19 protein-coding genes are annotated in these 26,031 nt (G+C 42.1%); 16 read left to right on the forward strand and 3 right to left on the reverse strand.

Annotated elements, in window-relative coordinates:
* The first annotated feature begins 314 nt into the window (after positions 1–314).
* On the forward strand, positions 315–1,772 hold the full coding sequence (locus I4V44_RS10205; RefSeq protein WP_118587391.1) for a glycoside hydrolase family 25 protein: 1,458 nt from the start codon (positions 315–317) through the stop codon (positions 1,770–1,772).
* Positions 1,773–1,863: 91 nt separating this feature from the next.
* Here the strand turns inward: I4V44_RS10205 and I4V44_RS10210 are convergent, their stop codons facing one another.
* Entirely contained in the window at positions 1,864–2,202 is a 339-nt protein-coding gene (locus I4V44_RS10210) for an EamA family transporter (protein WP_022380121.1), read from the reverse strand.
* Positions 2,195–2,545, reverse strand: a complete 351-nt coding sequence (locus I4V44_RS10215; protein ID WP_008706128.1) for a hypothetical protein — start codon at positions 2,543–2,545, stop codon at positions 2,195–2,197. The genes I4V44_RS10210 and I4V44_RS10215 overlap by 8 nt, the downstream gene beginning before the upstream one ends.
* A gap of 192 nt (positions 2,546–2,737) precedes the next feature.
* On the opposite strand from I4V44_RS10215, the gene I4V44_RS10220 reads away from it, so the two are divergent.
* The 12 genes from I4V44_RS10220 (at position 2,738) to I4V44_RS10275 (ending at position 20,133) form a co-directional block, all read left to right on the forward strand.
* Positions 2,738–3,673, forward strand: coding sequence for a glycosyltransferase family 2 protein (locus I4V44_RS10220; protein WP_008706126.1), 936 nt, complete (start codon positions 2,738–2,740; stop codon positions 3,671–3,673).
* The gene (locus I4V44_RS10225; protein WP_118574139.1) at positions 3,673–4,635 is read left to right on the forward strand and encodes a hypothetical protein; all 963 of its coding nucleotides are present in this window, start codon (positions 3,673–3,675) and stop codon (positions 4,633–4,635) included. Before I4V44_RS10220 ends, I4V44_RS10225 begins: the two co-directional genes overlap by 1 nt.
* The gene (locus I4V44_RS10230) at positions 4,632–5,930 is read left to right on the forward strand and encodes an ATP-grasp domain-containing protein (protein ID WP_243100220.1); all 1,299 of its coding nucleotides are present in this window, start codon (positions 4,632–4,634) and stop codon (positions 5,928–5,930) included. Before I4V44_RS10225 ends, I4V44_RS10230 begins: the two co-directional genes overlap by 4 nt.
* On the forward strand, positions 5,923–7,053 hold the full coding sequence (gene rffA, locus I4V44_RS10235) for a dTDP-4-amino-4,6-dideoxygalactose transaminase (RefSeq protein WP_055059803.1): 1,131 nt from the start codon (positions 5,923–5,925) through the stop codon (positions 7,051–7,053). Before I4V44_RS10230 ends, rffA begins: the two co-directional genes overlap by 8 nt.
* 85 nt (positions 7,054–7,138) lie before the next feature.
* Positions 7,139–8,440, forward strand: coding sequence for a D-alanyl-D-alanine carboxypeptidase family protein (locus tag I4V44_RS10240; protein WP_243100820.1), 1,302 nt, complete (start codon positions 7,139–7,141; stop codon positions 8,438–8,440).
* A gap of 235 nt (positions 8,441–8,675) precedes the next feature.
* The gene (rfbC, locus tag I4V44_RS10245; protein ID WP_008706119.1) at positions 8,676–9,230 is read left to right on the forward strand and encodes a dTDP-4-dehydrorhamnose 3,5-epimerase; all 555 of its coding nucleotides are present in this window, start codon (positions 8,676–8,678) and stop codon (positions 9,228–9,230) included.
* Positions 9,231–9,242: 12 nt separating this feature from the next.
* Positions 9,243–10,058 (forward strand): ABC transporter permease, encoded by an 816-nt coding sequence (locus I4V44_RS10250; RefSeq protein WP_008706116.1) that lies wholly within the window; start codon positions 9,243–9,245, stop codon positions 10,056–10,058.
* 111 nt (positions 10,059–10,169) lie between these two features.
* Positions 10,170–11,450 carry an ABC transporter ATP-binding protein gene (locus tag I4V44_RS10255; protein ID WP_022380237.1) on the forward strand — a complete coding sequence of 427 codons (1,281 nt, stop codon included), beginning with the start codon at positions 10,170–10,172 and terminating at the stop codon, positions 11,448–11,450.
* A 55-nt stretch (positions 11,451–11,505) separates the two neighbouring features.
* Positions 11,506–13,698 carry a class I SAM-dependent methyltransferase gene (locus I4V44_RS10260; RefSeq protein WP_118587393.1) on the forward strand — a complete coding sequence of 731 codons (2,193 nt, stop codon included), beginning with the start codon at positions 11,506–11,508 and terminating at the stop codon, positions 13,696–13,698.
* A gap of 2 nt (positions 13,699–13,700) precedes the next feature.
* The gene (locus I4V44_RS10265; protein WP_118587395.1) at positions 13,701–16,208 is read left to right on the forward strand and encodes a glycosyltransferase family 2 protein; all 2,508 of its coding nucleotides are present in this window, start codon (positions 13,701–13,703) and stop codon (positions 16,206–16,208) included.
* Position 16,209: 1 nt separating this feature from the next.
* A complete protein-coding gene (locus I4V44_RS10270) occupies positions 16,210–18,654 on the forward strand; it encodes a glycosyltransferase family 2 protein (protein ID WP_118587397.1) in 2,445 nt (814 codons plus the stop codon).
* 18 nt (positions 18,655–18,672) lie between these two features.
* Positions 18,673–20,133: an ArnT family glycosyltransferase gene (locus tag I4V44_RS10275; protein WP_243280262.1), complete on the forward strand. Its 1,461-nt coding sequence runs from the start codon at positions 18,673–18,675 to the stop codon at positions 20,131–20,133.
* 106 nt (positions 20,134–20,239) lie between these two features.
* On the opposite strand, the gene I4V44_RS10280 is transcribed toward I4V44_RS10275, so the two are convergent.
* Positions 20,240–21,520 carry a D-alanyl-D-alanine carboxypeptidase family protein gene (locus I4V44_RS10280; protein ID WP_243100821.1) on the reverse strand — a complete coding sequence of 427 codons (1,281 nt, stop codon included), beginning with the start codon at positions 21,518–21,520 and terminating at the stop codon, positions 20,240–20,242.
* A 177-nt stretch (positions 21,521–21,697) separates the two neighbouring features.
* Between I4V44_RS10280 and I4V44_RS10285 the strand changes: the two genes are divergently transcribed.
* From I4V44_RS10285 to I4V44_RS10295, 3 genes are all read left to right on the forward strand, one after another.
* A complete protein-coding gene (locus I4V44_RS10285; RefSeq protein WP_118574133.1) occupies positions 21,698–23,605 on the forward strand; it encodes a glycosyltransferase family 2 protein in 1,908 nt (635 codons plus the stop codon).
* Positions 23,587–24,543 carry a glycosyltransferase family 2 protein gene (locus tag I4V44_RS10290; RefSeq protein ID WP_118574131.1) on the forward strand — a complete coding sequence of 319 codons (957 nt, stop codon included), beginning with the start codon at positions 23,587–23,589 and terminating at the stop codon, positions 24,541–24,543. Before I4V44_RS10285 ends, I4V44_RS10290 begins: the two co-directional genes overlap by 19 nt.
* Positions 24,544–24,626: 83 nt before the next feature.
* Positions 24,627–26,030 (forward strand): undecaprenyl-phosphate glucose phosphotransferase, encoded by a 1,404-nt coding sequence (locus tag I4V44_RS10295; protein ID WP_025580307.1) that lies wholly within the window; start codon positions 24,627–24,629, stop codon positions 26,028–26,030.
* The last annotated feature ends 1 nt before the right edge of the window (position 26,031 follow it).

Raw genomic sequence — 26,031 nt, forward strand, 5'->3', positions numbered from 1 at the left:
AAATATGCAAAACGGTTGCACAAAGCAAGAAATGTGCAGCCGTTTTTGGGTATATATCAGGGATTATCTTGCGAAAATGTAATATAGTATGTATAATATGTTAACCGAATCAAGTAAGTCCCCTACTTCAATCGCGAAAAGCAATAAGCAGTGGGTGGGGACTTGCTTGTATCAGGAGGAGTGCAAGCTCCTTCTGATAAACTGCGAAGCAGTTATTCGGTTATGAGCAAGTAGCGAAGCGGATTGCGAATATCCGCTTGATTAGTATTGTAATAAAATGGACGTTTATTAGAAGACAGGACAGGAGTAGAAAGATGAAAAGAGATTTTTTAAAAATCAGAAAAAGGCTTATTGTTGGTTGTCTGGCAGCTGCGATAGCTGTAGCGCAGCCTGTAAGCTCTGTTTTTGCAAATCCGCATTATGACAGACGTGATACAGTGGCTGAGGAGGAATTTATTTATTCTGCAAGAACTTCCGGTACAGAGTCATCAAGAAAAAAAGTGAACTCCAAAGCATGGAAAAAGATCAACGGTGTCTGCTATAACGGAAGTGGTGAAATCATTCCGGGTGCGATAACCAGAGGCATGGATGTCTCTGAATGGCAGGGCAATATTGACTGGAAACAGGTAAAGAGGTCTGATATAGATTTTGCGTTTGTCCGGATCTCCTATGGCCTGACTCACGAAGATTATACCTATGATGAGAATATGACAAATGCAGAACTTGCCGGAGTACCCACAGGCACCTATGTGTACAGTACAGCCTTATCGACAACTACCGCATTAAAGGAAGCACAACTTGCCATCAGCAAAATGCAGGGTTACAAGGTTTCCTATCCGGTCGTATATGATCTGGAGTATGCAAAAGCAAGTAAGCTTTCTGCAAAAACAGTCTCAGAGATGGCACTGACCTTCTGCAATGAAGTGCGCAGGGCCGGATATTATCCAATGGTTTACTGCAATACCAACTGGTATGATAATTACATAGACTGGTCCTTATTATCAGGAGTGGATGTATGGATCGCAAGATATGGGGACACGATTCAGGCACCTGATAAGGAACGGTACAATTATACAATATGGCAGTCCACAGACGGTAACCGGGAAAGCGGACTGAACAGTACCAGCGGACTGGTAGCAGGAATCCCTGCAGGCAATGATGTTGATATGGATTTTGGCTATGTGGACTATACAAAGAAAATTACGCCGAGATGGAAATCTCTGGATTCCTATGTTCCGGCAATGAAACCCGATACAGGCAGCAACGATGGAAGCCAGGAACAGACAGGACTTCATCAGGAAAATGGAAAATACTATTATGTCAATGAAAATGGCGAACGTGTGTCAGATCAGTGGGTAACTGTAAATGGAAAGACCTATTATATCAGTTCTGATGGTTATGCTCTGATGGGAATGAAGAAAGTAGACGGGAAATGTTACTGGTTCCATACAAAGTCCGGATATATGTTTAAAAACCGCCGCGTGACCAGATCTACCGGCGATATCTACTATTTTGGAAGCGACGGTGTACGCTGCGAGAATGGAATGTACAAAATCAGGGAAAAAAGTGGGGAACACACCTATTATTTCCAGAAAAACGGAAAAGCGTATAAGGGATGGCTGACGCTGAATGGTAAAAAATACTATTTTTACAAAGGCAGTTCCGCACTTTCCGGTACGCGTGCCGAGAACATTACACTGACCAGTTCCAACAGGATTGTATCTGTGTTTGATGGAAATGGAGTGTGTACCAGACAATATAAAAAGCGGTAAAAAATATTGAAACATATAAAAAGATCCTGCAGCTGTGGCACTGATGGAAATTCTGCAACAGCTTCGGGATCTTTTTATGAAATTGCCGTAATTAAAGCGTATAGATCAGGATACCTGCAATGATGATCAGGTTTCCCATGATTTTTCCTTTCGTGATTTTTTCCTTCAGAATGAAATGAGAGAGAAGCAGGACAAACACATAGGCGGCAGTATCAATGACAGGACCATAGCGCATATCTACTTTTGTATAACACCATGTATTGAGGAGGAGGATCAGCATATATATGGTGTATGAGAGAATCACCCGGAAATTGAGATATTCCCTGATTCGGTTTTCGTATCTGATATTTGCGCTCTGTTTCAGAAGTATCTGTGAAACAGCGGAAAAAAATGTTCCGCTCAACATGATTAAAATAAATGTTCTATTCATATCTCTGCACCGTCCATACTCCAAATAAAACCACCAGAATACCTATGATATTCTGAATGGAAAGATTTTCATGAAAGATCAGCACTGCCCATATCTGCGACCACAGAAGATAAACACTTTTATTGGCATAGGCAGTAGACAAAGAGAATTTCTTGATGACCTGCTGCCAGGTGATGGCGTAGATTCCGCAGTTGGCTACCATCAGGAACAGGAACAGGTAAAGCAGAGGACTGCTGAGACCATGTTTGTTATACTGGACAGATGCAGCTTTGGAAAAAACACTTGTCAGTGAAAACAGCAGGATATTCAGATGAAGTTGTATGTAGTCTTTGAGTTTTGACATAATACCTCCGGGCGATAATGGTATTTTACGGATTTCGTCCAATAGAGCGTGTCTGAAAGCTGTCGGACAGTAACTATTTTACATAAAAAAGCAGGGAAGTCAAGGTTTGTGCAGCAGGAATCTTGAAAAGAAATGTTGAAAATGATATGATAAAAATGATTGCAAAAAGATGAAAAGAGAAAGGAAAAGCATATGAGCTTATATTCAGTGGTTGTTCCTGTATATAATTCTGAACATACACTGGGAGAACTATATACCCGTTTGGAGAAAGTATTCCGGGAAACTCTTAAAGAAGACTTTGAACTGATCCTGGTAGATGACGGATCAAAGGACAGATCTTATGAGATCATGACGGAACTCAGAGAAAAGGATCACAGGGTACGGATCATACAGATGGCCCGTAACTTCGGACAGCATCCGGCACTTCTGTGCGGATTTGCACATGTAAAAGGAGAGTTTGTGGTAACAATGGATGATGACCTTCAGCATCAGCCGGAGGAACTTCCGAAGATGGTCAGAACCATGCAGGAGAGACCGGATGTGGATGTTATCATTGCAAGCTATGAAGGAAGAAAGCATGGTCCGATACGCAAACTGGGAACGAAATTTTCTGTATGGGCAACTTCAAAGATGCTGGGAAAAGATCCGGATCTTCAGATCACCAGTTACAGGCTGATCCGCAGATTCCTTGTGGATGCCATGGTAAAAACAAATACATATCTTCCACAGATTGGAAACCTTCTGATCAGGAGTTCTAACCGTATTATTAATGTTCCGGTTCAGCATGCAGACAGAGCTTACGGAAAAAGCGGTTATTCCTTTAAGAGACTGCTGAAAGATCTGATTTATGATATCACGACACATACTGCATTTCCCCTTCTGCTGGTGAGAAATATCGGAATTGTCAGTTTCCTGATAAGTGTAGTTCTGTCGGTCTGTTATCTGGTAAGATATTTTACACTGGGCATATCTGTGCAGGGCTGGACTTCGTTGATGCTGGTTATGCTGGCGTTTTTTGGACTGATTTTGTTATCAATCGGAATTATGGGAATCTATTTAATGAACATTCTTAATGAGGCAAAAAAAATGCCCCATTATGTAATACGTCGGGAGGATACGGACGAATAATGAAGGAAATTGGCGGATATTTTCAGCTGGAAGAGATGCCGGGAGAGGAATATTATCCTGACCTGTACAGGGTCAATCTTGGAAGAACCGCACTGCTGTGGCTTTTGAAGAGCCGCAGGTGCAGGAAAATCCTATTACCGTATTTTCTGTGTGAATCAGTGGTGCATACCTGTCAGGAAAATCAGATAGAGACAGAATTTTATCATCTGAATGAGAAACTGGAAGTTCTGTATCCGAAAGAACAGCTTCCGGAAGGGGAATATCTTTATCTGGTTAATTACTATGGTCAGCTGTCTGATTCCTGGATATCAGAGTATAAAAAGATTTACGGAAACATCATAGTGGACCATACCCATGCATTTTTTCAGAAACCATTAAAAGGGATAGATACACTGTATTCCTGCAGAAAATTCTGGGGTGTCAGCGATGGCGCATATCTGTCAACAGATGCCAGCCTGACAGAAAATAAGACTGTCGATTATTCTGCAGAGCGTATGAAACATATTTTGGGGCGTTATGAGCATAATGCCGGAACCTACTACAAAGATATGCTGGAAAATGCGGCAAAATATGACGGGATGGAGCTTCGGCAGATGTCAAAGCTTACACAGAATCTTCTGAAAGCTGTGGATTATGACAGAGCAAAGAAAAAAAGGGAAGAAAACTACCGGATTCTCGGAGAACTGCTTCCATCGGAAAGTATATTTAATCAGACTGTGCCGGAGGGACCTTTTGCATATCCGTATTTCCACGCTGATGGAATGAAACTTCGCAGACATCTTGCCGAAAAGAAGATATTTGTGCCGACTTACTGGAAAAATATAATTGAGAACTCTGAGACAAAAAGTCTGGAATATACCTGGGCTGCCAATATTCTTCCGTTGCCCTGCGATCAGCGTTACAGCGTGGAGGATATGAAATATATGGCTTCGGTTGTCAGAGAATGTGAGGAACGGATATGAAACATAAAGTGTTGATTCTGGGAACGCTCGGAGAATTTACAGAGCTGGTAAAGAAAGCAAAAGAGAAAGGTTATGAGACTGTTGTGTGCGACGGATATGCAGATGGTATTGCCAGAACGTATGCAGATAAGGCTTATACCATTCCTGTAACAGACGTAGATGCTATTGCCCTGATGTGCAGGGAAGAAGGTGTGGATGGAATCATCACATCATTTTCAGATCTGCTCCTGGAGTGTATGGTTAAAATTGCAGACAAAGCAGGACTGCCCTGTTATCTGAAACCGGAACAGCTTTCCTGGTACAGGGATAAATCGGCATGCCGGGATGTTCTGGACAAGCTTGGACTGCCGGCACCGGGATTTCGGAAAATATCTGTGGAACTGCTGAAACAGGGATCAGAAGAAGAAATACAACAGAGTATTGCAAATCTGCAGTATCCTCTGATCAGTAAACCTCTGGATAAATATGGTTCAAGAGGAATCTTTATCATTCATCATTCGGGTGAAGTCAGAAAAAAAGCCCTGCAGACAGCGGAATATACGGACTGTCAGGAAATTCTGGTTGAGGAATACAATGACGGTTATGAGTTTAACATGATGACATGGGTAATGGATGGGAAAGTCAATGTGATCAGTATTGCAGATCGTGAAAAAACGGAAATGGAAGAGGGAATGCTTCCGCTCAGCACACGAAATGTTTATCCATCCCGTTTCCTGACGGAGGTCGAAAAAAGTGCCACAGATATTCTGCAGAATTATATCCGCTATACCGGACAGACAGAAGGTGCATTATCCATGCAGTTTTTCTGGAAACCTGGCAGGGGCATTCAGGTATGTGAGATTGCAGGACGTTTCTTTGGATATGAACATGAGCTGACAGATATGGTTTATGGATTTCAGACAGAGGAACTGCTACTGGATTATCTTTATGAAAAAAAACGGATAAAGGAGATGTTTCACCGTCATGATATTCATCATCCGGTAAAATATGGGGCTGTACTGTATTTTCAGGGACGACAGCTTCAGATTGCAGATCAGACGGCAGCCTGTGAGCTTGCAAAAGAAAAATGCGTTGTAAAACCCTGGATTTTTTATAAAGAAGGCGAACGTGTGATAGAATATGGGCCGAATCCATATCTTGCATTGTATTATATAGAAACAGAAAACCGCAGGCAGCTGGAGCTGGAGACTGAGAAATTTTTCAGTGAGATGAGTATCCGGGATCCGGAGGGAAGAGAAGTTGCCTACAGAAATAAGATACCGGAATATGAGAAGGAAAAGAAAACAGATGATTGATTTTAACAGACCTGCTTTTACAGGCAGGGAATTTGATTACATACGTGATGCGGTACAGAGAGGAATGCTCTGTGGGGATGGAGAATATACGAAAAGATGTTCTCAGTGGATGATGGATAAATTTCATGTAAATCATGTAATGCTTACCACATCCTGTACCCATGCTCTGGAGATGGCAGCCCATCTTTGCGACATTAAGCCCGGTGATGAGGTGATCATGCCGTCCTATACATTTGTTTCAACCGCAGATGCCTTTGTATTAAAGGGAGCAAAGATTGTATTTGTTGATATCAGACCGGATACAATGAATATTGATGAGAAACTGATCGAGGCGGCAGTGACTGAGAAAACAAAAGTGATCGTCCCGGTCCACTATGCAGGGGTTGCCTGTGAGATGGATACCATTATGGAGATTGCAAAAAAATACAATCTGAAGGTTGTTGAAGACGCTGCGCAGGGAGTAGATGCCTGTTATAAGGGAAAAGCTCTTGGTACCATTGGAGATTTTGGGTGTTACAGTTTCCATGAGACAAAGAACTATACTATGGGAGAGGGCGGTGCAATCCTTTTTAACAGGGATGAATATCTGGAGAAGGCAGAGATCCTGAGAGAAAAGGGAACTGACAGAAGTAAGTTTTTCCGCGGACAGATTGACAAGTACCGCTGGATAGATTATGGTTCTTCCTATCTTCCAAGTGAACTGAATGCAGCATATCTTTATGCACAGCTGGAAGCAAGAGATCAGATTTTTGCCAAAAGAATGGAGATATACAATTATTATCATAAAAATCTGGCCCATCTTGCACAGGAAGGTAAGATCGAACAGCCTTATGTGCCGGAGGAATGCAGCCACAATGCCCATATGTATTATATCAAGGTGCGTGATATGCAGGTAAGAACCCGGCTGATTGCTTACCTTCGGGAAAAAGGAATCTGCAGCGTATTTCATTACGTGCCTCTTCATTCTGCACCTGCGGGACAGAAATTTGGAAGATTTTCAGGGGAAGATGTTTATACTACAAAGGAAAGTGAACGTCTGTTGAGACTGCCGATGTTTTATAATCTGGATATGGAGGATGTGAAGTATATCACAGATACCATAGCTTCTTTTGACGGATTCTGATAATCGTGTGCCGCAAGTCTGTTTCAGTAATCTGCTTGTCGGCACACCGGACGGAAAACAGAGACATATATTAAGAGGAAATATTATGAAAAAATGGAAACATTTATTAAAGGCTGTTATGGCTGTGGGAGTCATTGCAATGACTGCTGTTCAGATCTGCGCTGCTGCGGAGGGAACTGCGCAGGCTGCTGTTTCAGAGGTTACACCCGTATCCATTTCAACCAATGAGATTTCAGGCTGGCCGGCAGGTCCTGAGATTACATCTGAGACAGGGGTACTGATGGATGCAGACAGCGGAACTCTTCTGTACAGCAAGGGCGGAGATGAAATCCGTTATCCGGCAAGTATTACCAAAATCATGACACTGCTTCTGGCAGTGGAGAATTGTTCCCTGAAAGAAGATGTTGTCTTTACGGAAACAGGAACACGTGATATCAGTTGGGATTCCGGCAATATTGGAATGCAGGTGGGAGAAGTGATGAGCATGAGAGCATGCCTTTATGCACTTGTGATCCGCTCTGCAAACGAGGTCGCAGCCCAGATCGCAGAACATGTAGGTGGCACAGAGCAGCACTTTGTAGATATGATGAATGAACGTGCGGCTCAGATCGGATGCACGAACACACATTTTGTAAACGCCAGTGGTCTTCCGGATCCTGACCACTATTCTACTGCACATGACATGGCGTTGATCATGCGGGAAGGTCTGAAGAATAAGAAATTCCGCAGGATCATCGGCACTACAGATTATACGATCAAACCTACGAACATGAACAGTGAATCAAGGGTACTGCATACGCATCATCCGATGCTTGCCCCGGAGAGCAGCTATCATTATGATGGCTGTATTGGCGGCAAGACAGGATATACCAGTGAGGCAGGAAACACTCTTGTGACAGCAGCAGAGAAGAATGGAACTACCTATATTACAGTGACAATGAAGGCGGCAGACCTTGCAGTTGCCAGTACGGATTCCACAGCACTGTTCAACTATGGTTATCAGAATTTCACAAAAGCACAGGTAAATGGTGGAGAAGTATTAGTTCCAAACGGAGTGACTGTGGATAACCTGACCGTTCAGGAAAATCCACGGAATGGAAATACAGTAAATGATTACTATTATAATGATTATCTGCTGGGAAGCGTTGAAGTTCCGGAAGCTACACCTACACCGGAACCTGCAGCGGATGCCCTTTCTGATACATCCGGAGGAAATACGGATCAGGCGGATCAAAATGAGAAATCAGATACTGTCGGAGAAGAAAAAACTTCTGCAGAAATGCCAAAACTGCGAAAAATACTTCTGATCATAGGAGCGGCAATGCTTCTTCTTATTATCATTCTGAGCATTGCACTTGCAAAAAAGGAAAAAAGATATTATGGCTAAGTCTGCATACTATAGCAATCCTCTAAAATAATGCATCTTAATCCAGTCCATCAGAGTGTGAAATCCTGCGTCAGATATCTTTGCCGTGCGTCAGCACGCCTGCAGATATCTTCCTTGTCTTTCGCACGCTGCTGAACTGTCTTAAATGCATTATTTACGAGGATTGCTATGGGTGGATTTATGCGAATAGATATAACAGAAACACAGAGAAAGTTAAAGAAAAGAGGAAAATAAAATGGGAAAAATCAAAGTTACAGAATGTGGTGGAATTAAGGGATTAAAAGTGGTAGAACCTACAGTTTTCGGAGATGCCAGAGGATATTTCATGGAAACCTACAATTACAATGATTTCAAAGAAGCAGGAATTGATGTCGAATTTGTACAGGATAATCAGTCAAGCTCACATAAGGGTGTACTTCGCGGACTCCATTTCCAGATCAATTATCCACAGGATAAACTGGTACGTGTTGTAAATGGTGAGGTATTTGATGTGGCAGTAGATCTTCGTGAAGGTTCAGAAACATATGGCAAATGGTTTGGAGTCGTACTTTCTGCTGAAAACAAGAAACAGTTCTTCATTCCGAAAGGATTTGCACATGGTTTCCTTGTACTTTCCGAGCATGCGGAATTTGTTTACAAATGCTCTGATTTCTATCATCCAAATGATGAGGGCGGCCTGATCTGGAACGATCCGGATATCGGAGTTGAATGGCCGATTCCGGAAGGAATGGAATTAAGCTTTTCTGACAAAGATACCAAATGGGGAAGCTTTAAAGAGTACCGTAAATAGGAGAATGAGCGATTGAATACAATTTTTTCTTTACCGATGGATATTTATAAGAACAGACGGCTTGTTGCAAAGCTTGCAAAGAATGATTTCAAAACAAGATATGCAGGTTCTTATCTGGGAATTGTGTGGGCGTTTATCCAGCCTGTGATCACGATCCTGGTATACTGGTTTGTATTCTCTGTAGGTTTTCGTTCCGGAACAGGGGATCTGGGAGTTCCTTTTGTTCTTTATCTGGTAGCAGGTATTGTGCCATGGTTCTTTTTCCAGGATGCGCTGATAGGGGGGACAAATTCTCTGCTGGAATACAATTATCTGGTAAAAAAAGTCGTTTTTAATATCAGTGTGCTTCCGGTAGTCAAGATCATTTCTGCCATGTTTGTGCATGCATTCTTTGTGTTGTTTACAATCATCCTGTATGCAGCGTATGGGAAATTTCCTGATTTCTATTATCTGCAGATTATTTATTACAGTGTATGTGTGTTCATTCTGGTATTGGGCTTATCCTATGCCACAAGTGCAATCGTTATTTTTTTCAGAGATCTGACCCAGATCATCAACATTGTGCTTCAGGTAGGAGTCTGGCTGACTCCGATCATGTGGATCGTTGAGGCTTCACCTCTGATGGGACATCCTGTGATCATGAAGATCCTGAAACTGAATCCGATGTATTATATTGTTTCCGGATACAGAGATACATTCCTGATGAAAACCTGGTTCTGGGAACATGCAGGATGGACGGTCTATTTCTGGATATTTACAATTCTGTGTTTCCTGTTCGGAAGCTGGGTATTTAAACGTCTGCGCATTCATTTTGCAGATGTATTGTAACTAGTACAGCGAATATTAATATAGCAGAAACTTAATTTTCGCTGTACTGGTAAGCGTGAAATAAGTCAGAGGAAGATGAAAAACACAGGAACATAACAGAAAGGAAATCACGTGGAGAACAAGAAAGTAATTCAGGTGAAGGATCTCACCAAAATGTATAAATTATATGATAAGCCTTCGGACAGACTGAAAGAAGCGCTGGGGCTTACCAGAAAGAAACTTTATAAAGAGCATTATGCACTTCATGATGTAAATTTTGATATTTATGAAGGAGAATGCGTGGGAATTATCGGAACCAACGGTTCCGGTAAATCCACGATCTTAAAGATCATCACCGGTGTCCTGACTCCCACAGCAGGGGAAGTAAAGGTAGACGGACGAATTTCCGCACTGCTGGAACTGGGAGCCGGATTTAACATGGAATATTCAGGTCTTGAGAATGTATACCTGAATGGAACCATGATCGGTTTTTCAAAAGAAGAGATTGATGCCAGACTGAATGATATTCTGGAATTTGCGGACATTGGAGACTTTATCCACCAGCCTGTAAAGACTTATTCCAGCGGTATGTTCGTGCGTCTGGCTTTTGCTGTTGCGATCAATATTGATCCGGAGATCCTGGTGGTAGATGAGGCGTTGTCTGTGGGCGACGTGTTCTTTCAGGCAAAATGTTATCACAAGTTTGAGGAATTTAAGAAACAGGGAAAGACGATCCTGTTTGTAAGTCATGATCTTGGAAGCGTTTCCAAGTATTGTGACAGAGTTATTCTTTTGAACAAAGGGGTAAAGATGGATGAAGGTTCACCAAAGCAGATGGTTGACCTGTACAAACAGCTTCTGGTAGGACAGAATCCTGTAAAACAGAATGAATCTGACAGTACAGAGCAGATTGTGGCAGAGGACAGTGAAGGACTGGGAGATTTTCAGGTAAATCCCAATATGCTGGAATATGGAAGTCGTATTGCTGAGATCACAGATTTCAGAGTCATTGATGATAAAGGAAGATGTTCCAATACTGTTGAAAAGGGAAGCTGCTTCAAAATTCGTATGAAAGTCCGGTTTAATGAAGAGATTCAGGAGCCGATCATGGCATACACATTTAAAAATATTCAGGGTACGGAAATCACAGGTACCAATACCATGTATGAAAATGCAAAGATAGAACACTCCGGAAAAGGGGATATATGTACTGTAACATTTACACAGAACATGAACCTTCAGGGCGGTGAGTATCTCCTGTCATTTGGATGTACAGGGTATAAAAACGGAGATTTTACGGTATTCCACAGACTTTATGACGCATGTAACATAACAGTTATTTCCAGTAAAAATACAGTTGGATTCTATGATATGGATTCAAAGGTGGAAGTACGGTGCGAAGAACAGGTCTGAGAAAGTTATGATGACAAATATCAGTGCGAAAAAATAATCAGCGCGAGGACTATATATGGAAGAAAAAATCGGGAAAGTAATTCTGGATACCACGTGCTATCCGGGAAAAGATCTATACAGTGATGGTGCGATAGAGGATGAAATGCTTGCAATTTCCAGAGATTTTGCACCGGAAGAATTTAACAGAGTGATCAGTGAGAGAAAGAGCTGGCCAATTCTTTATCATTTTTCTCATATCAGGGAGAATATTCTGAGCTGGATTCCCTTTACAGGAGAAGAGAAGGTTCTGGAGATTGGTTCCGGATGTGGTGCTGTGACAGGAGCTCTCTGTGAAAGGGTGAAGGAAGTTACCTGCATCGAGCTTTCTATGAAAAGAAGTAAGATCAATGCATACAGACATCAGGATCAGGATAATCTTAAGATCCTTGTGGGAAACTTTCAGGAGATCGAGAAAAACCTTACTGAGAAATACGACTATATCACTTTGATCGGTGTATTTGAGTATGGAGAATCCTATATCCGGAGTGAGAATCCCTATGTGGACTTTCTCAGGATCATATCAAAGCATCTGAAGCCGGATGGAAAGATCATTCTGGCCATTGAGAACAGACTGGGACTGAAATACTGGGCCGGATGTACAGAGGACCATTTTGGAACTTTATTCGAAGGAATCCAGGGATACTCCAAAACAAAAGGAGTTAAAACTTTTTCAAGAAAAGAATTTAATGGAATTTTGGAGAAAGCAGGAAACTTAAAAGCCGACTGGTATTATCCATATCCGGATTACAAATTTCCAATGACTATTCATTCAGACAGACATCTCCCTGCAAGCGGAGAGCTGCATATGAGGGACTACAATTTTGACAGACTCCGTCTGGATCTGTTTCAGGAATCTCAGGTGTATAATACACTTTTGAGCAATGATCTTTACCCGCAGTTTGCCAATTCCTTTCTTCTTGTGATCGGAAAAGAACAGCCACAGACAGCACCGGTTTATGTGAAGTTTTCCAATGAGAGAGATCAGAAGCTCTCCATTTATACGGAAATCAGTGAAGCAGCAGATGGGCAGCTGACTGTGAAGAAAGTACCGTCGCAGAAGAAAGCGGCAGCTCATGTACGGAATCTGGGAACTATCTGCGAAGAACTGACCGGAATGTATAAAGAAGAGGAAATTGAAGTAAACCGCTGCCGGATCAAAGGTGACTGTGCGCAGCTGGAATATCTGACAGGTATCACCCTGGAAGATAAGCTGGATCATCTTCTGGAAGAAGGCAGAACAGAGGAACTGGAGAAATTATTCTTCTCTTATATACAGAAAGTAAAGAATATTCATGAGAAGAAACCCTTTGAGAAAACACCGGAATTTGTAAGGGTATTTGGAAATGTAAACCTGCGTTCTGATTTGAAATGTACAGAAATATCCAATATTGATTTTGTTCCTGCAAATATTATCCTCTCTGAGAATAAAGTATCTGTGATCGACTATGAGTGGACCTTTGCATTTCCTGTACCTTCACAGTTCCTGGTTTACAGGATGATCTTTTATTATCTGGAACTGAATGACAAACGGGGAATACTTAAAGAACGGGATTTCTATGAGAAAGCAGGAATCCTGCCTGAAGATATAGAAGTTTATGTGGAGATGGAACATAATTTCCAGCAGTATATTCTGGGTGAGCATACAGCAATGAGAAATATGTATGCCCAGATCTCTCCGGGCCGGGTGGAAGTAGAAGATTATTACAGAGAAAAGAAACAGGAATCTCTAGAAATGCTTCAGATTTTCTGGGATAACGGAAAGAGCTTTAATGAGGCTGATTCTGTGAGATATCTGTTCAGAAACGGGAAAATTCAGACGGAGTTTGAACTTCCGGAGAATACCACAATGCTTCGCCTTGATCCGGGCGAAATGTCCAAGGGACTTAAGATTGTAAAGCTGACATGGGAAGATGAAAGTCAGGTAAAGTTTCACACAGATGGCTGTGAAGTGTCCTCCGGAGAATTCTATTTTGGCGGTGACGATCCGCAGATCATAGTAGATTCTGTTCCTGAGAACAGAAAGTCCATAAAGATTGAAATGGAGATTCTGGACCGGAAAACCACAGAAAAGAAATTCTGGAAAGTATACGCAGAGCAGAAAAGGGCAATGGAGCAGATGAGTCAGGAGCTTGCGCAGAAGAAAGCTCTGGTCGATCAGGTGGAAGGCAGTAAGGCATGGAAAGTGTATCGTGCCATCAAAAGGGTTTAGTTATGGGAAATATACTTTGGAGTGTAGATAAAAAAATATACAGTGACAAAGAAGATCATACTCTGGCCATTACCGGATGGGCGATAACCAGAGATCAGTCAGAATGTGATTTCATTCTTTATGGCTCGGGAAAGGAACTCTCCGTTCCTGAACCTTCACGTTGTGAAAGAGCGGATGTTGCCAAAGATTTAAAAGAAACAAAAGATATAAAAGAAGTGGGAAATGTCGGATTCACAGTAAAGATACCGGAAATTATAAAACTTGCAGAAGAACATGAGAAACTGCAGCTTGCGCTGAGAGCAGGAGATGAAAAAGAAATCATCTGGGAAGCCACAGCTGCAGAAGTGAAGGACTTTTGTGAGGAAAGTCTTATTGAATATCATATTGATGAGGAACAGATCACACAGGAGAGTATCCTGACAGTCAGAGGCTGGGTTGTAAACCAGCTGGAGCCGGATGAGATATTTGTACAGGGTACAGATGGGAAGGTTCTGGAATGTACGATCACCAGACAAAGACGTCCGGACGTGGAAGAGGCAAAGGGGATTTCCGAAGAAGAGAAAAGAAATCTGGGATTCAGTATTACTGTCAATCTGGAGAATACAAACGATCAGAATATCTGCATCTGTTTCAGGGGAAAAAATGTACAGAAAATTTATACTGTAAATGTAAAAAAAATAAAACGGGAAAATACCGGACTGTATCAGCAGATGAAACTGCTGTCTCTGAAGAACAGGCAGAAGAATCAGGAATATATAAAGAAAAACGGTATTGGAAGATTTATCCGTTATGTGAGAAATTCCCAGCTTAAGGACGGAGATCAGGATTATGAAGACTGGCTGAAAGATCATGTCGCATTCCGAAAGGAATTAAAAAGACAGAGAACTGCTGTTTTTTCTTATTCACCGTTGATCAGTATTGTGATGGTGGTGACGGATACAGATGAACAAAGGTTAAAAAGTGTGATCGATGCTTATACAGAACAGACCTATGGTAACTGGCAGCTGTGTCTGGCAGATGCATGTGAGGGAGAGGAAACAGGAGAGTTTCTGCGGAAAAAATATAAAAAAGAGATTCGCCTTTCCTATAAGAAGGTTACGGAAAATAATGGCATTTCGGGAAATCTTAATGCATCTCTGAAACTTGCAATGGGAGAGTATGTTCTGTTTGCCGGTCAGGAGATCATACCTGAACCTGATGCACTTTTTCAGATGGTCAAAGCGATCACAGAGAAAAAAGCGGATATGATCTATACAGATGAAGATGAGATCAGCGCAGACGGAAAACATTATTCTGAGCCGGAATTCAAGCCGGATTTCAATCTGTTCAGATTAAGGGAAAATAATTATATCGGACAGTTCTGGGCAATCCGGAAGGAAATTCTGGAACAGGCCGGAAAGTTTGATCCGGAATATGATGGTGCACAGGATTATGATATGCTCTTAAGATGCAGTGAGCAGGCAGAAAATATTGTGCATATTCCAAAGATCCTCTGTCATTCCATGAAAGCAGAGAACCTGATCACAGAAGAACAGGAGAAGAAAAACTGGGAAGCAGGCAGAAAGGCACTGGAGGAGCATTACCGCAGGGCGGAGGTTTCTGCAACAGCGGAACTTGCAGACAAGAAGGGATGGTACAGAAGCCATCTGACTATTTCCGGCGAACCGATGATTTCTGTGATCATTCCAAGTAAAGATCACATTAATGATCTGGAACTGTGTATTTCATCCATAGAAGAGAAGACAACATGGAAGAATTACGAGATCATTATTGTTGAGAACAACAGTGTGGAAAAAGAAACCTTTGTATACTATGAGACACTGAAAAACAGATACCCAAATGTAAGGATCCTTACATGGAAAAAAGAATTCAATTATTCTGCGATCAATAACTTTGCAGTAAGAGAGGCGCAGGGAGAATATCTGCTGTTTCTTAACAATGATGTGGAAATCATTACAGAGAACTGGCTTGAAGAAATGCTTCAGCTTTGTCAGCAAAAAGACGTGGGAATGGTCGGTGCGAAACTGTATTATCCGGATGATACCATTCAGCATGCAGGAGTGGTAGTTGGTCTTGGTGGAGTTGCTGCCCATGTATTATGTAAACTTCCCCGGGATGCGGAAGGATATATGGGACGTCTGCGCTGTGTGCAGGAGATAAGTGCAGTCACTGCCGCCTGCATGATGGTAAAGACTTCTGTTTTTAAAGCAGTTGGAGGATTTGACGAGGAGCTGAAGGTTGCATTTAATGATATTGACCTCTGTATGAAAGTGAGAAAATATGGAGTGAAAATTATATTCACACCGTATGCAGAACTGTATCATTATGAATCCAAATCCAGAGGAATGGAAGATACACCGGAGAAACAGCTGCGTTTTTCCAGAGAAGTAAACTGTTTCCGGAGAAAATGGGAAAGAGAGCTCCTGAAAGGAGATCCCTATTATAATCCCAATCTGACATTAAACAACACAGACTGTTCTCTGAGAAAACAGGAGAAGAACGGAGATTAACATGCCTAAGGAAATATTTGAAGTAGTAAGAGAAAGATTTCATTTATCAGACAGGACACAGTATATTGTGCAGGGACACTGGCCGAAAGATGCGGTGATGGAGGCATATCTGGATCAGCACAAACTGAAGGTGTCTGTGAAAGAAAATGAAAATGTAAGTGCACTGGAACGTTTTAAAGATCCGGAGAAAATGCAGGGAATACAGATTACGGCAACTGTTCAGATACCGGAAAATCTGGAGGGGTATCATAAGCTTGTGATCTATGAGAAGTTTCCGGATAAAAAACATGTCTGGTTTTCCATCACTGCCGGTGAACTGGATAAAAAAAGAGATAAACCGCAGGTATATTTTGAAGAAGAGAGTGCAGAACAGGGAACTGTACGGATCAGAGGGTGGGCCATTGCACCGAAGCCTGTGACTGTCCGTATCTTTGATGCGGATAAAAAGCCGGTTGCCGCTGAAATCCAGAGAACAGACAGGGTGGATGTCAACCAGCTGTTTGAAGAAGCACAGGATCCGGGAAAGACAGGATTCTTCTCTGAGATCACCAACGTTTCGGGAAAATGCTTGTATGTAGTGTTTTATGCAGGCGAGAAGAAAACTGTACATGTGGTTCCTCTGAGAAAAGCTGATATTCTGGCAAGGAAATTAGACAAATATGTAGAAAAAGGAATCCGCTACTGGAAATCTCAGGGTGCGGCGGCTCTTGCTGAGAAGGTAGTGACAAAGGTTAAAAATGTACGTCAGGGACCGCCATCCTATCAGAAATGGATCAGACATCATCTGCCGGACAGGAACGAACTGGAGAAACAGAAGAAAACATCCTTTGGATACAGACCCAAGATTTCTTTTGTAGTACCGCTGTATAAGACACCGGAGAAATATCTCAGAAGACTGACAGAATCATTTCAGGAACAGACTTATTCAAACTGGGAACTTTGTTTCTCTGACGGAAGCGGCGCACAGTCACCGCTGACGGAATTGTTAAAAGAACTGACAGCGAAGGATAACAGAATTAAATACGTTTCTCATGAGGAGCCGCTTCAGATTTCAGAGAATACCAACAGTGCCATTGAAATTGCAACAGGTGATTTCATTGCCTTTGCAGACCATGATGATGAGCTGACGCCGAATGCATTATTTGAATGTGTGAAAGCAATAAATGAGAAGCCGCAGACACTGGTGATCTACACAGATGAAGATAAGATGTCTATGGATGGACATAAATTCTTTCAGCCGCATTTTAAACCGGACTATAATCCGGATTTGCTGTGTACGGTCAATTATATCTGCCATCTGTTTGTGGTATCACGAAAAGTAATTGAAAAAGTTGGCGGGCTGCGAAGTGAGTTTGACGGTGCACAGGATTATGATTTTGTGTTACGCTGTGTGGAAGCAGTAAAGGATGAAGAAATCTGTCATATTCCAAAAATCCTGTATCACTGGCGTTGCCATGAGGACTCCACAGCAGAGAATCCCGAGAGCAAGCTTTATGCCTTTGAAGCCGGAAGACGTGCAGTACAGGCTCACTATGAGAGAACAGGAATCCACGCAGAGGTTTTTAAGGGTGAATATCTGGGGCTGTACAGAACGAAGTTTATCAGAGATTATGATCCGCTGATTTCTATTATTATTCCGAATAAAGACCATATTGATGATCTGAAGAGATGTATGGAATCCATTGAACAGAAATCTACGTACAAAAATTATGAGTACATTATTGTAGAGAATAACAGTACAGATTCTGCTACTTTTGAATATTACAAAAAACTGGAGGCAGAGAATCCGAAGGTTCGCATGGTATACTGGGACGGAGTCTTTAACTATTCTGCCATTAATAACTATGGTGCATCTTTTGCAAAGGGTGAGTATCTGCTTCTGCTTAACAATGATACAGAGATCATTAATCCGGACTGTCTGGAAGAACTCCTGGGTTATTGCATGCGTAAAGATGTAGGCGCAGTGGGTGCAAGACTTTATTATGAGGATGATACGATCCAGCATGCAGGTGTTGTGATCGGTTTTGGCGGAATTGCAGGACACTGTTTTGTCCAGCAGAAGAGAGGTACCACCGGATATTGTCACAGAATTATCTGTGCACAGGATTACAGTGCGGTTACAGCTGCCTGCATGATGGTGAAGAAATCTGCATTTGATGCAGTTGGAGGACTTTCAGAGGAACTGGCTGTTGCATTTAATGATATTGATTTCTGCATGAAGCTGAGAAAGGCGGGATATCTGATCGTGTATAATCCATATGCGGAATTATACCATTATGAATCCAAATCCAGAGGTCTTGAGGATACTCCGGAAAAAGTGGCACGATTTAACAAAGAAATTGCCACCTTTGAGAAAAAATGGCCGGAGATCCTGAAGAACGGAGATCCTTATTATAACCCCAATCTTACTCTGAAGAGCCAGGACTTTTCTCTGAAAAGAATCTGAAGATGAAATTGCTATAAAATGAATGTGAAAGAAGATATGTTAAAGAAAAAGAAAGAGATCAATGAAAAAACAGAAATTTTCATTTTTGTATTTCTGGCGTTTATCCTGCTGACAACCTGGGCGATGACACAGCCTTTTAATTCAGGGCCGGATGAACAGATGAGATATTATGTTGCAGATTACATTTATAAACATCATGGAGCTCTTCCGGGGGGAGATGATCCGGCTGTCAGGAATAAAGTGTGGGGAATTTCCTATGCATATTATCCGGTTGTATCTTATATCGTGTCTGCATTATTTATGAGAATATCCCGGCTTTTTGCAGATCCGGGATACTCCATGTTCAAAATTGCACGTATGGCAGATGTACTGTTTGTCACAGGTGCAGTGTATTTTGTTGTAAAAGCTTCGGGCAAACTGTTTCCGAAAGAAAAATATTCCAGAGAAGTTAGATGGCTGTTTGCAGCACTGGCAGGATTTATGCCGCAGGCAATCTTTATGGGAACTTATGTGAATACAGACTCACTGGCACTGCTGGCAGCAGCCATGATCTTGTATGCATGGGTCTCTTATCTGAGAGAAGACTGGACATGGAAAAACTGTATACTCCTTGCAGTGGGAATGGCCGTATGTGCATTGTCTTATTATAATGCATACGGTTGGATACTCTGCAGTTTTTTCTTCTTCTGTTTTACGGTATTACTCTGCAGAGAAGAAGCTTTTTCACAGAGAGTTCGTTTCCTTTTCAGCAGAGGAGCAGTGATCGCAGCAGTTACTTTAGTTCTCTGCGGCTGGTGGTTCATCCGTAACGCAGTTTTGTATAACGGAGATTTCCTGGGAAGGAAATCCTGTGCGGAATGTGCGGAAAAATATGCTCAGAAGGATTACAGACCTTCACTGTATCCGACGCCTGCAAAGCTGGGATGGAACTGGAAAGATATTATCCTTTATCAGGATCCCGGCTGGTATCATAACTGGATTCTGACAGTGTGTGTAAGTTTCATCGGTACTTTTGGACAGATGGAAATTTATATGCCATATACGGTCAGCAAACTGTATATGCTGTTCTTTGCTGTTGGAATCATCAGTGTATTTTTTGTAAAAGAGACATTTGATCTGAGAAAAAAAATGTATGTTGCACAGCGGAAAGCAGTTGGAAATGACAGATGGAAGATTAAAACAAAGGTGATATCCCGAGAGTGGAATAAAGAAGGTATTTTCCATTTGATGATGGTATTTCTGATTATGATTCCGGTATTTCTGTTTCTGTATTATGTTTATTACAGTGATAATCAGCCACAGGGAAGATATCTTATGCCTGCATTATATCCTCTGATGTACTTTGTTACGCTGGGCTGGAATAATATTCTGACAAAAACAGTGAAAAATGAAAAGGTGCGGAGTCTGATATACAGAGTACTGACTGTACTGCTGGTGATTTCGCCATTTGCCTGCTGGGCATTTTTAATCTTGCCTTAAAAGAAATAAAGGGACTGCCGCATGAAAAGCTTTTGCGGAAGTCCCTTAAATTTATCTATTTTATCTATCAAAGAAATGGTTACTGTCTGGTATTCAGAAGTAGGCTTCAGGATTTGATCACTTTGATCATCAGGAACAGGAAAAACAGCAGGAATGCTGCCCCAATCGCCCCGATGATATAATAAGGAGCAGTTGTATGGGAAGCAGAATATGCCTGTGCTGCCTCCATATTCTTCTGACTGGTTACTGCGGCATCATTTGTCTGCTGCTCTGCGTCTTCCAGAATAGCAGTTCCTACAGGAGTTCCTCCAAAGTAATACTGGCGTGTGATCTGTCCGTCAGAAGAAGTATCTTCTGTGGTCAGATTATCTTCTGTGGCACCGTTTGGTGCAATGACTGTACCACCGGAAAGACGGTTAAAATCATCGTCTGCGATGGTAAGGGGTGCAAAATTGTCAAAACCATAATTGAGAAGCGCGATCGCTTCATTATCGGTAACACCGGATGCGCCATTTAATACAATGCATACCAGCTTCATGTTATTTTTGGAAGCTTCACATACCAGGGTACTTCCGGAAGCTTCTGTGTACCCTTCCTTACCGCCGATACAGGGTTTATAATAACCGTCGCTGGTGCTGTTTATCATGGTAAAATTGTTTGTGAGTACACGTTCACCGCCGGAAACATTTGTTGCCGGAAGTGTATAGGAAGTAGTTGCTGCAATGGTGCGGAAAGTGTCATTTGCCATAGCTGCTTCCATGATCAGAGCCATATCATGGGCGGTGATATGCTGGTTCTCGTCAGGAAGGCCGGTAGGATTGGTAAAGACAGTATTGGTGCAGCCAAGTTCCTGTGCCCGGGTATTCATTATCTGTACAAAAGCATCCACAGAACCTCCCACATGTTCAGCTACCTGCAGTGCGATATCATTGGCAGAGGCAACCATGATGGCATATAAACATTGTTCCATGGTGAAAACCTCATCTAACTGTGAGGAAATATTGGCTCCTCCGTCAGTAACACCGGAAACACCGGTTGCAGTCATGGTTACCTGTTCATCCAGACTGCTGTTCTCAAGAGCAACCAGGCAGGTCATGATCTTGACTGCGCTTGCAGGGTAAAGGGGCTGATCTGCATTTTTGGAATACAGGACTGTGTTAGTGGAAGTTTCCATTACAATTGCTGCGGCAGACGAAATATCGGAAGCCTGGGGCCATCCGTCGATACCGTTGGTGACTACGACAGACGGATCTGCTGTCTGTGCGGCGGCGTCTGTATCCTGAGCTGTTTCTTCAGCAGCAGATACCGGAAACTGTGAAAACATGGTGACAGCACCAAGTCCCAGAGCCAGCAGGGCTGCAGTGATTCTTTTTTTCTTTATCATCATGGTATATAATACTCCTGTGCATAAGAATGTTGAAAAGTAACTGTTCATTGTATGTGAACAGTTACATAAAAACGATAACATAAAAACAATAACAGTATAACACATTTCTCTCCTTTCTTGCAAAAAATATCATACAATGTTAAAATAAAAAATCATAGTAAAAATCGAGGTTATCATATGAGTAAAAAACCATCTGCAGGAGGAAAAATCCAGTGGACGAAAATGTTCAGGAAGCTTTCCCCCTATACGATCCGGAAAGGGTTCCGCTACATGAAGCATTATGGACCAAAGGAATTCTGGATCAGGCTGCATGAACGTTTTGAACCGGAAGAAGTACCATATGGTCTATGGTACCGGGCTTACATTCCGACGGAGGAAACACTGGAAACACAGAGGAAACAGAAATTTGATTATTCACCGCTGATCAGCATTGCAGTTCCGGCTTATCAGACACCTGTAGAATTTTTGAGACAGATGATAGAATCACTGATCGTTCAGACTTATTCAAACTGGGAGCTGTGTATCGTAAATGCAAGTCCTGACAATGAGGAGATGCAGAAAGTACTGGCAGAATATTCAGCCGGAGATTCCCGGGTAAGATTCTGCAATCTCAAAGAGAACCTTGGCATTGCAGAGAATACAAACCGCGCGTTTGCAATGACAAAAGGTGAATTTGTGGGGCTTCTTGACCATGATGACCTGCTGGCACCCAATGCATTATATGAGATCGTGAAAATACTGCAGGATCATCCGCAGGCAGATGCGCTTTATACAGACGAGGATAAGGTTACAACAGAACTGGACGAGCATTTTCAGCCACATCTGAAACCGGATTTTAATCTGGATCTCCTGCGTTCCAATAATTATATCTGCCACTTTTTTGTAGTGCGAAAGAGTATTGTAGAAAAGGCCGGAGGTTTCCGAAAAGAATTCGACGGAGCTCAGGATTACGATTTTATCTTCCGCTGTACGGAGAATGCCGGAGAGGTTTTACATGTTCCGGAAATCCTGTATCACTGGAGAACACACAAAGCCTCCACTGCAGATAATCCTGCCAGTAAAATGTACGCATTTGAAGCCGGCAAGAGAGCAATAGAAGCTCATCTTGAGAGAACAGGTACAAAAGGCGAGGTAAGCCATACACAGGATCTGGGCTTTTACCGGGTGAAATATCCGGTGCAGGGAAAACCTCTGGTGTCTGTTATCATACCAAACAAAGACGAGAAAGAGACTCTTCAGACCTGTCTGGAAATGCTGGAGAAGAATACCGGTTATCAGAATTTTGAAATCATAATCGTGGAGAATAACAGTACCACTGATGAGATTTTCCGATATTATAAAGAGCTTTCCGGAAACCGGAAGATCCATCTTTTGAGATGGGGAAAAGAATTTAATTATTCTGCCATCAATAACTTTGCTGCGGCGCATGCAAAGGGAGAATATCTGCTTTTCCTGAATAATGATGTAAAATCCATCAATCCGGACTGGCTGGAAGAAATGCTTGGAGTGTGTCAGCGTCCGGAAGTGGGCGGTGTCGGAGCAAAGCTCATTTATCCGGATAATACAATCCAGCATGCAGGATGTGTGATCGGAATGGGCGGTATTGCGGGGCATATGTTCGTAGATATGCCTGCGGACCGTACCGGCTATCTGCATAAGGCATCCCTTCTTCAGGATATGAGTGCAGTGACTGCCGCCTGTCTGTTGATGAAGAAAGAGGTTTTTGAGCAGGCAGGAGGATTTACAGAAGAACTGGCTGTGGCATTTAATGATGTGGATCTTTGCCTGAAAGTAAGAAAAAACGGCTATCTGATCGTATATGATCCCTATGCGAAGCTTTATCATATGGAATCAAAGACCAGAGGAGCTGAAGACAGCAAGGAGAAAGTGCGCCGTTTTCAGACGGAGATTGAATATATGCGATGTCACTGGATAGACATTCTCAAAAACGGAGATCCCTGTTATAACAAAAACCTGTCTCTTACCAAATGGAATTATTCTCTGAAGCCAATCCCGGGAATGGAGACAGAAGCAGGACAGAAAAAAGAGAAGACAGGGAGGAAATCATGCAGGAAGTATCAGTGATCATTCCGAATTTTAATGGGATGGCTTATCTGGATGGCGTACTTGCAGGTCTGGAGTGTCAGACTGTAAGCAATTTTGATGTAATTCTTGTGGATAATGGATCCAATGACGGAAGCTGTGCTTTTGTTGCTGCAAGGTATCCATGGGTCCATCTGATCGAACTGCCGGAGAATTTCGGATTCTGTAAAGCGGTCAATGAAGGGATCAGAGCATCACGCTCACCTTATGTACTGCTTTTAAACAATGATATTGAAGTAACGGAGAATTTTATAGAAGAAATGCTGTCAGCCATCAAAAGGCATCCCAAAGCTTTCTCCTGTGCTGCCAGAATGATTCAGTTTCATGACAGGGACAGGCTGGATGATGCAGGAAACTATTACTGCGCGCTTGGATGGGCTTATGCAAGAGGTAAGGGGAAAAATATCCATACCTATGAAAAGGAAGAGAAGATTTTTGCTTCCTGTGCAGGAGCTGCTATTTACAGAAAGAAGATCTTTGATGAACTGGGATATTTTGACGAAGAACATTTTGCATATCTGGAGGACATGGACGTGGGATACCGGGCCAGGATCTACGGATATGAAAACTGGTATGCACCTGATGCCATGGTATACCATGTGGGAAGCGGTACCAGCGGATCCAGATATAATCAGTTCAAGATCCGGTATTCTTCCAGAAATAATATTTATCTGATATACAAAAATATGCCGGTGTTACAGATTATTATCAATCTTCCGTTTCTTGTTGCAGGATTTGGAATCAAAATTCTGTTTTTTACGCTGAAAGGATTCGGAAGAGAGTATATTGCGGGAATTAAGAATGGATTCCAGATCAGTAAAAAAAATCATAAAATACCTTTTAAATTTCAAAATCTGTCAAACTATTTTAGGATTCAAGTTGAATTGTGGGTGAATATCTTCAGGCGTTTGTGCGGATGATAAGAAAGAAAGATAAATTTTTATTGCTTTTATAAAACAACTATTATAATATAGAAACGATAAAAAAATGAGGTGACAAAAGATTGCTAAAGGACAATGAAAAGAATTTCAGTCGTCTCCATATGATCATTGATGCAATTGTACTGGTACTGTCATATTTTCTGGCATGGCTGATCCGTTTTGTTGGTCCTATGGCAGCAACAGCAGTCAGAACCAGAAGCTTTCAGCAGTATATGCTGATGCTGGTTTTTATTGTACCGGTTTATCTGTTGTTGTATCAGGCTTTCACATTGTATACTCCCATGCGGATGCAGGGGCGTCGGCTTGTATTGGCTAATATTGTAAAGGCCAACTCGCTTGGGCTCCTTATTCTGATGTTTACATTTTACATGATAGATGAGAGCGATTTTTCCCGTTCTACTTATATTATGTTTTATGTAATCAATATTGTGCTTCAGTGGTGTGCCCGAATGTTGATTTTCGCTCTTCTGAGAGATATGAGAGAGAAGGGACTGAATCAGAAACAGATGATCTGTGTGGGATACAGCCGCGCAGCAGAGGAATACATTGACAGAGTTCTTGCCAATCCTCAGTGGGGATATGTGATCCGCGGAATACTGGATGACAATGTTCCGGCAGGAACAGAATACAAGGGAATCAAAGTTCTTGGAAGGATTGCCAATCTGAATATAATACTTCCGGAGAACCGGCTGGATGAAATAGCGATCACTCTGGGCTTAAGTGAATATTACCGCCTGGAAGAGATTGTAGCACTGTGTGAAAAATCCGGAGTACACACCAAGTTTATCCCGGATTATAATAAGATCATTCCGACAAAACCATACACAGAAGATATACTGGGACTTCCGGTTATCAATATCCGTTATGTACCGTTGAACAATACATTCAATGCACTGGTCAAGCGGGCGATGGACATTGCAGGATCTATTGTTGGAATCATAGTAACCTCACCGCTGATGCTGTTAATGTGTGCTATCATTAAGCTGACATCACCGGGACCACTGATCTATAAACAGGAGAGGGTTGGACTTCATAACCAGACTTTTCGGATGTATAAGTTCCGTTCCATGGAAGTACAGCCGGAATCGGAAGAGAAGAAGGCATGGACAGTAAAGAATGACCCAAGAGTAACACCCATCGGAAAGTTTATGCGTCACACCAGTATTGATGAACTGCCACAGCTTTTCAACATACTGAAGGGTAACATGAGCCTTGTGGGACCACGACCGGAGCGGCCGTTTTTTGTAGAGAAATTCAGAGAAGAAATCCCGAGATATATGGTGAAACATCAGGTTCGCCCGGGACTTACCGGCTGGGCTCAGGTGAATGGTTACCGCGGAGACACATCCATAAGAAAAAGAATCGAATATGACCTTTATTACATTGAAAACTGGAGCATAGGGCTGGATATCAAGATTATATTCCTTACATTTTTCAAGGGATTTATAAACAAAAATGCATATTAAG

This window comes from Blautia sp. 1001283B150304_161114_C9, from assembly GCF_015668165.1.
Taxonomy (GTDB): domain Bacteria; phylum Bacillota; class Clostridia; order Lachnospirales; family Lachnospiraceae; genus Blautia_A; species Blautia_A wexlerae.

What these genes read in the sequence shown, in the direction of transcription:
- I4V44_RS10285 (WP_118574133.1), top strand. Translation starts at nt 21,698, where the DNA reads ATGAGTAAAAAACCATCTGCAGGAGGAAAAATCCAGTGGACGAAAATG.
- I4V44_RS10225 (WP_118574139.1), top strand. Translation starts at nt 3,673, where the DNA reads ATGAAGGAAATTGGCGGATATTTTCAGCTGGAAGAGATGCCGGGAGAG.
- rfbC (WP_008706119.1), top strand. Translation starts at nt 8,676, where the DNA reads ATGGGAAAAATCAAAGTTACAGAATGTGGTGGAATTAAGGGATTAAAA.
- I4V44_RS10215 (WP_008706128.1), bottom strand. Translation starts at nt 2,545, where the DNA reads ATGTCAAAACTCAAAGACTACATACAACTTCATCTGAATATCCTGCTG.
- I4V44_RS10290 (WP_118574131.1), top strand. Translation starts at nt 23,587, where the DNA reads ATGCAGGAAGTATCAGTGATCATTCCGAATTTTAATGGGATGGCTTAT.
- I4V44_RS10270 (WP_118587397.1), top strand. Translation starts at nt 16,210, where the DNA reads ATGCCTAAGGAAATATTTGAAGTAGTAAGAGAAAGATTTCATTTATCA.
- I4V44_RS10275 (WP_243280262.1), top strand. Translation starts at nt 18,673, where the DNA reads ATGAATGTGAAAGAAGATATGTTAAAGAAAAAGAAAGAGATCAATGAA.
- I4V44_RS10205 (WP_118587391.1), top strand. Translation starts at nt 315, where the DNA reads ATGAAAAGAGATTTTTTAAAAATCAGAAAAAGGCTTATTGTTGGTTGT.
- I4V44_RS10230 (WP_243100220.1), top strand. Translation starts at nt 4,632, where the DNA reads ATGAAACATAAAGTGTTGATTCTGGGAACGCTCGGAGAATTTACAGAG.
- I4V44_RS10240 (WP_243100820.1), top strand. Translation starts at nt 7,139, where the DNA reads ATGAAAAAATGGAAACATTTATTAAAGGCTGTTATGGCTGTGGGAGTC.
- I4V44_RS10260 (WP_118587393.1), top strand. Translation starts at nt 11,506, where the DNA reads ATGGAAGAAAAAATCGGGAAAGTAATTCTGGATACCACGTGCTATCCG.
- I4V44_RS10210 (WP_022380121.1), bottom strand. Translation starts at nt 2,202, where the DNA reads ATGAATAGAACATTTATTTTAATCATGTTGAGCGGAACATTTTTTTCC.
- rffA (WP_055059803.1), top strand. Translation starts at nt 5,923, where the DNA reads ATGATTGATTTTAACAGACCTGCTTTTACAGGCAGGGAATTTGATTAC.
- I4V44_RS10280 (WP_243100821.1), bottom strand. Translation starts at nt 21,520, where the DNA reads ATGATGATAAAGAAAAAAAGAATCACTGCAGCCCTGCTGGCTCTGGGA.
- I4V44_RS10265 (WP_118587395.1), top strand. Translation starts at nt 13,701, where the DNA reads ATGGGAAATATACTTTGGAGTGTAGATAAAAAAATATACAGTGACAAA.
- I4V44_RS10220 (WP_008706126.1), top strand. Translation starts at nt 2,738, where the DNA reads ATGAGCTTATATTCAGTGGTTGTTCCTGTATATAATTCTGAACATACA.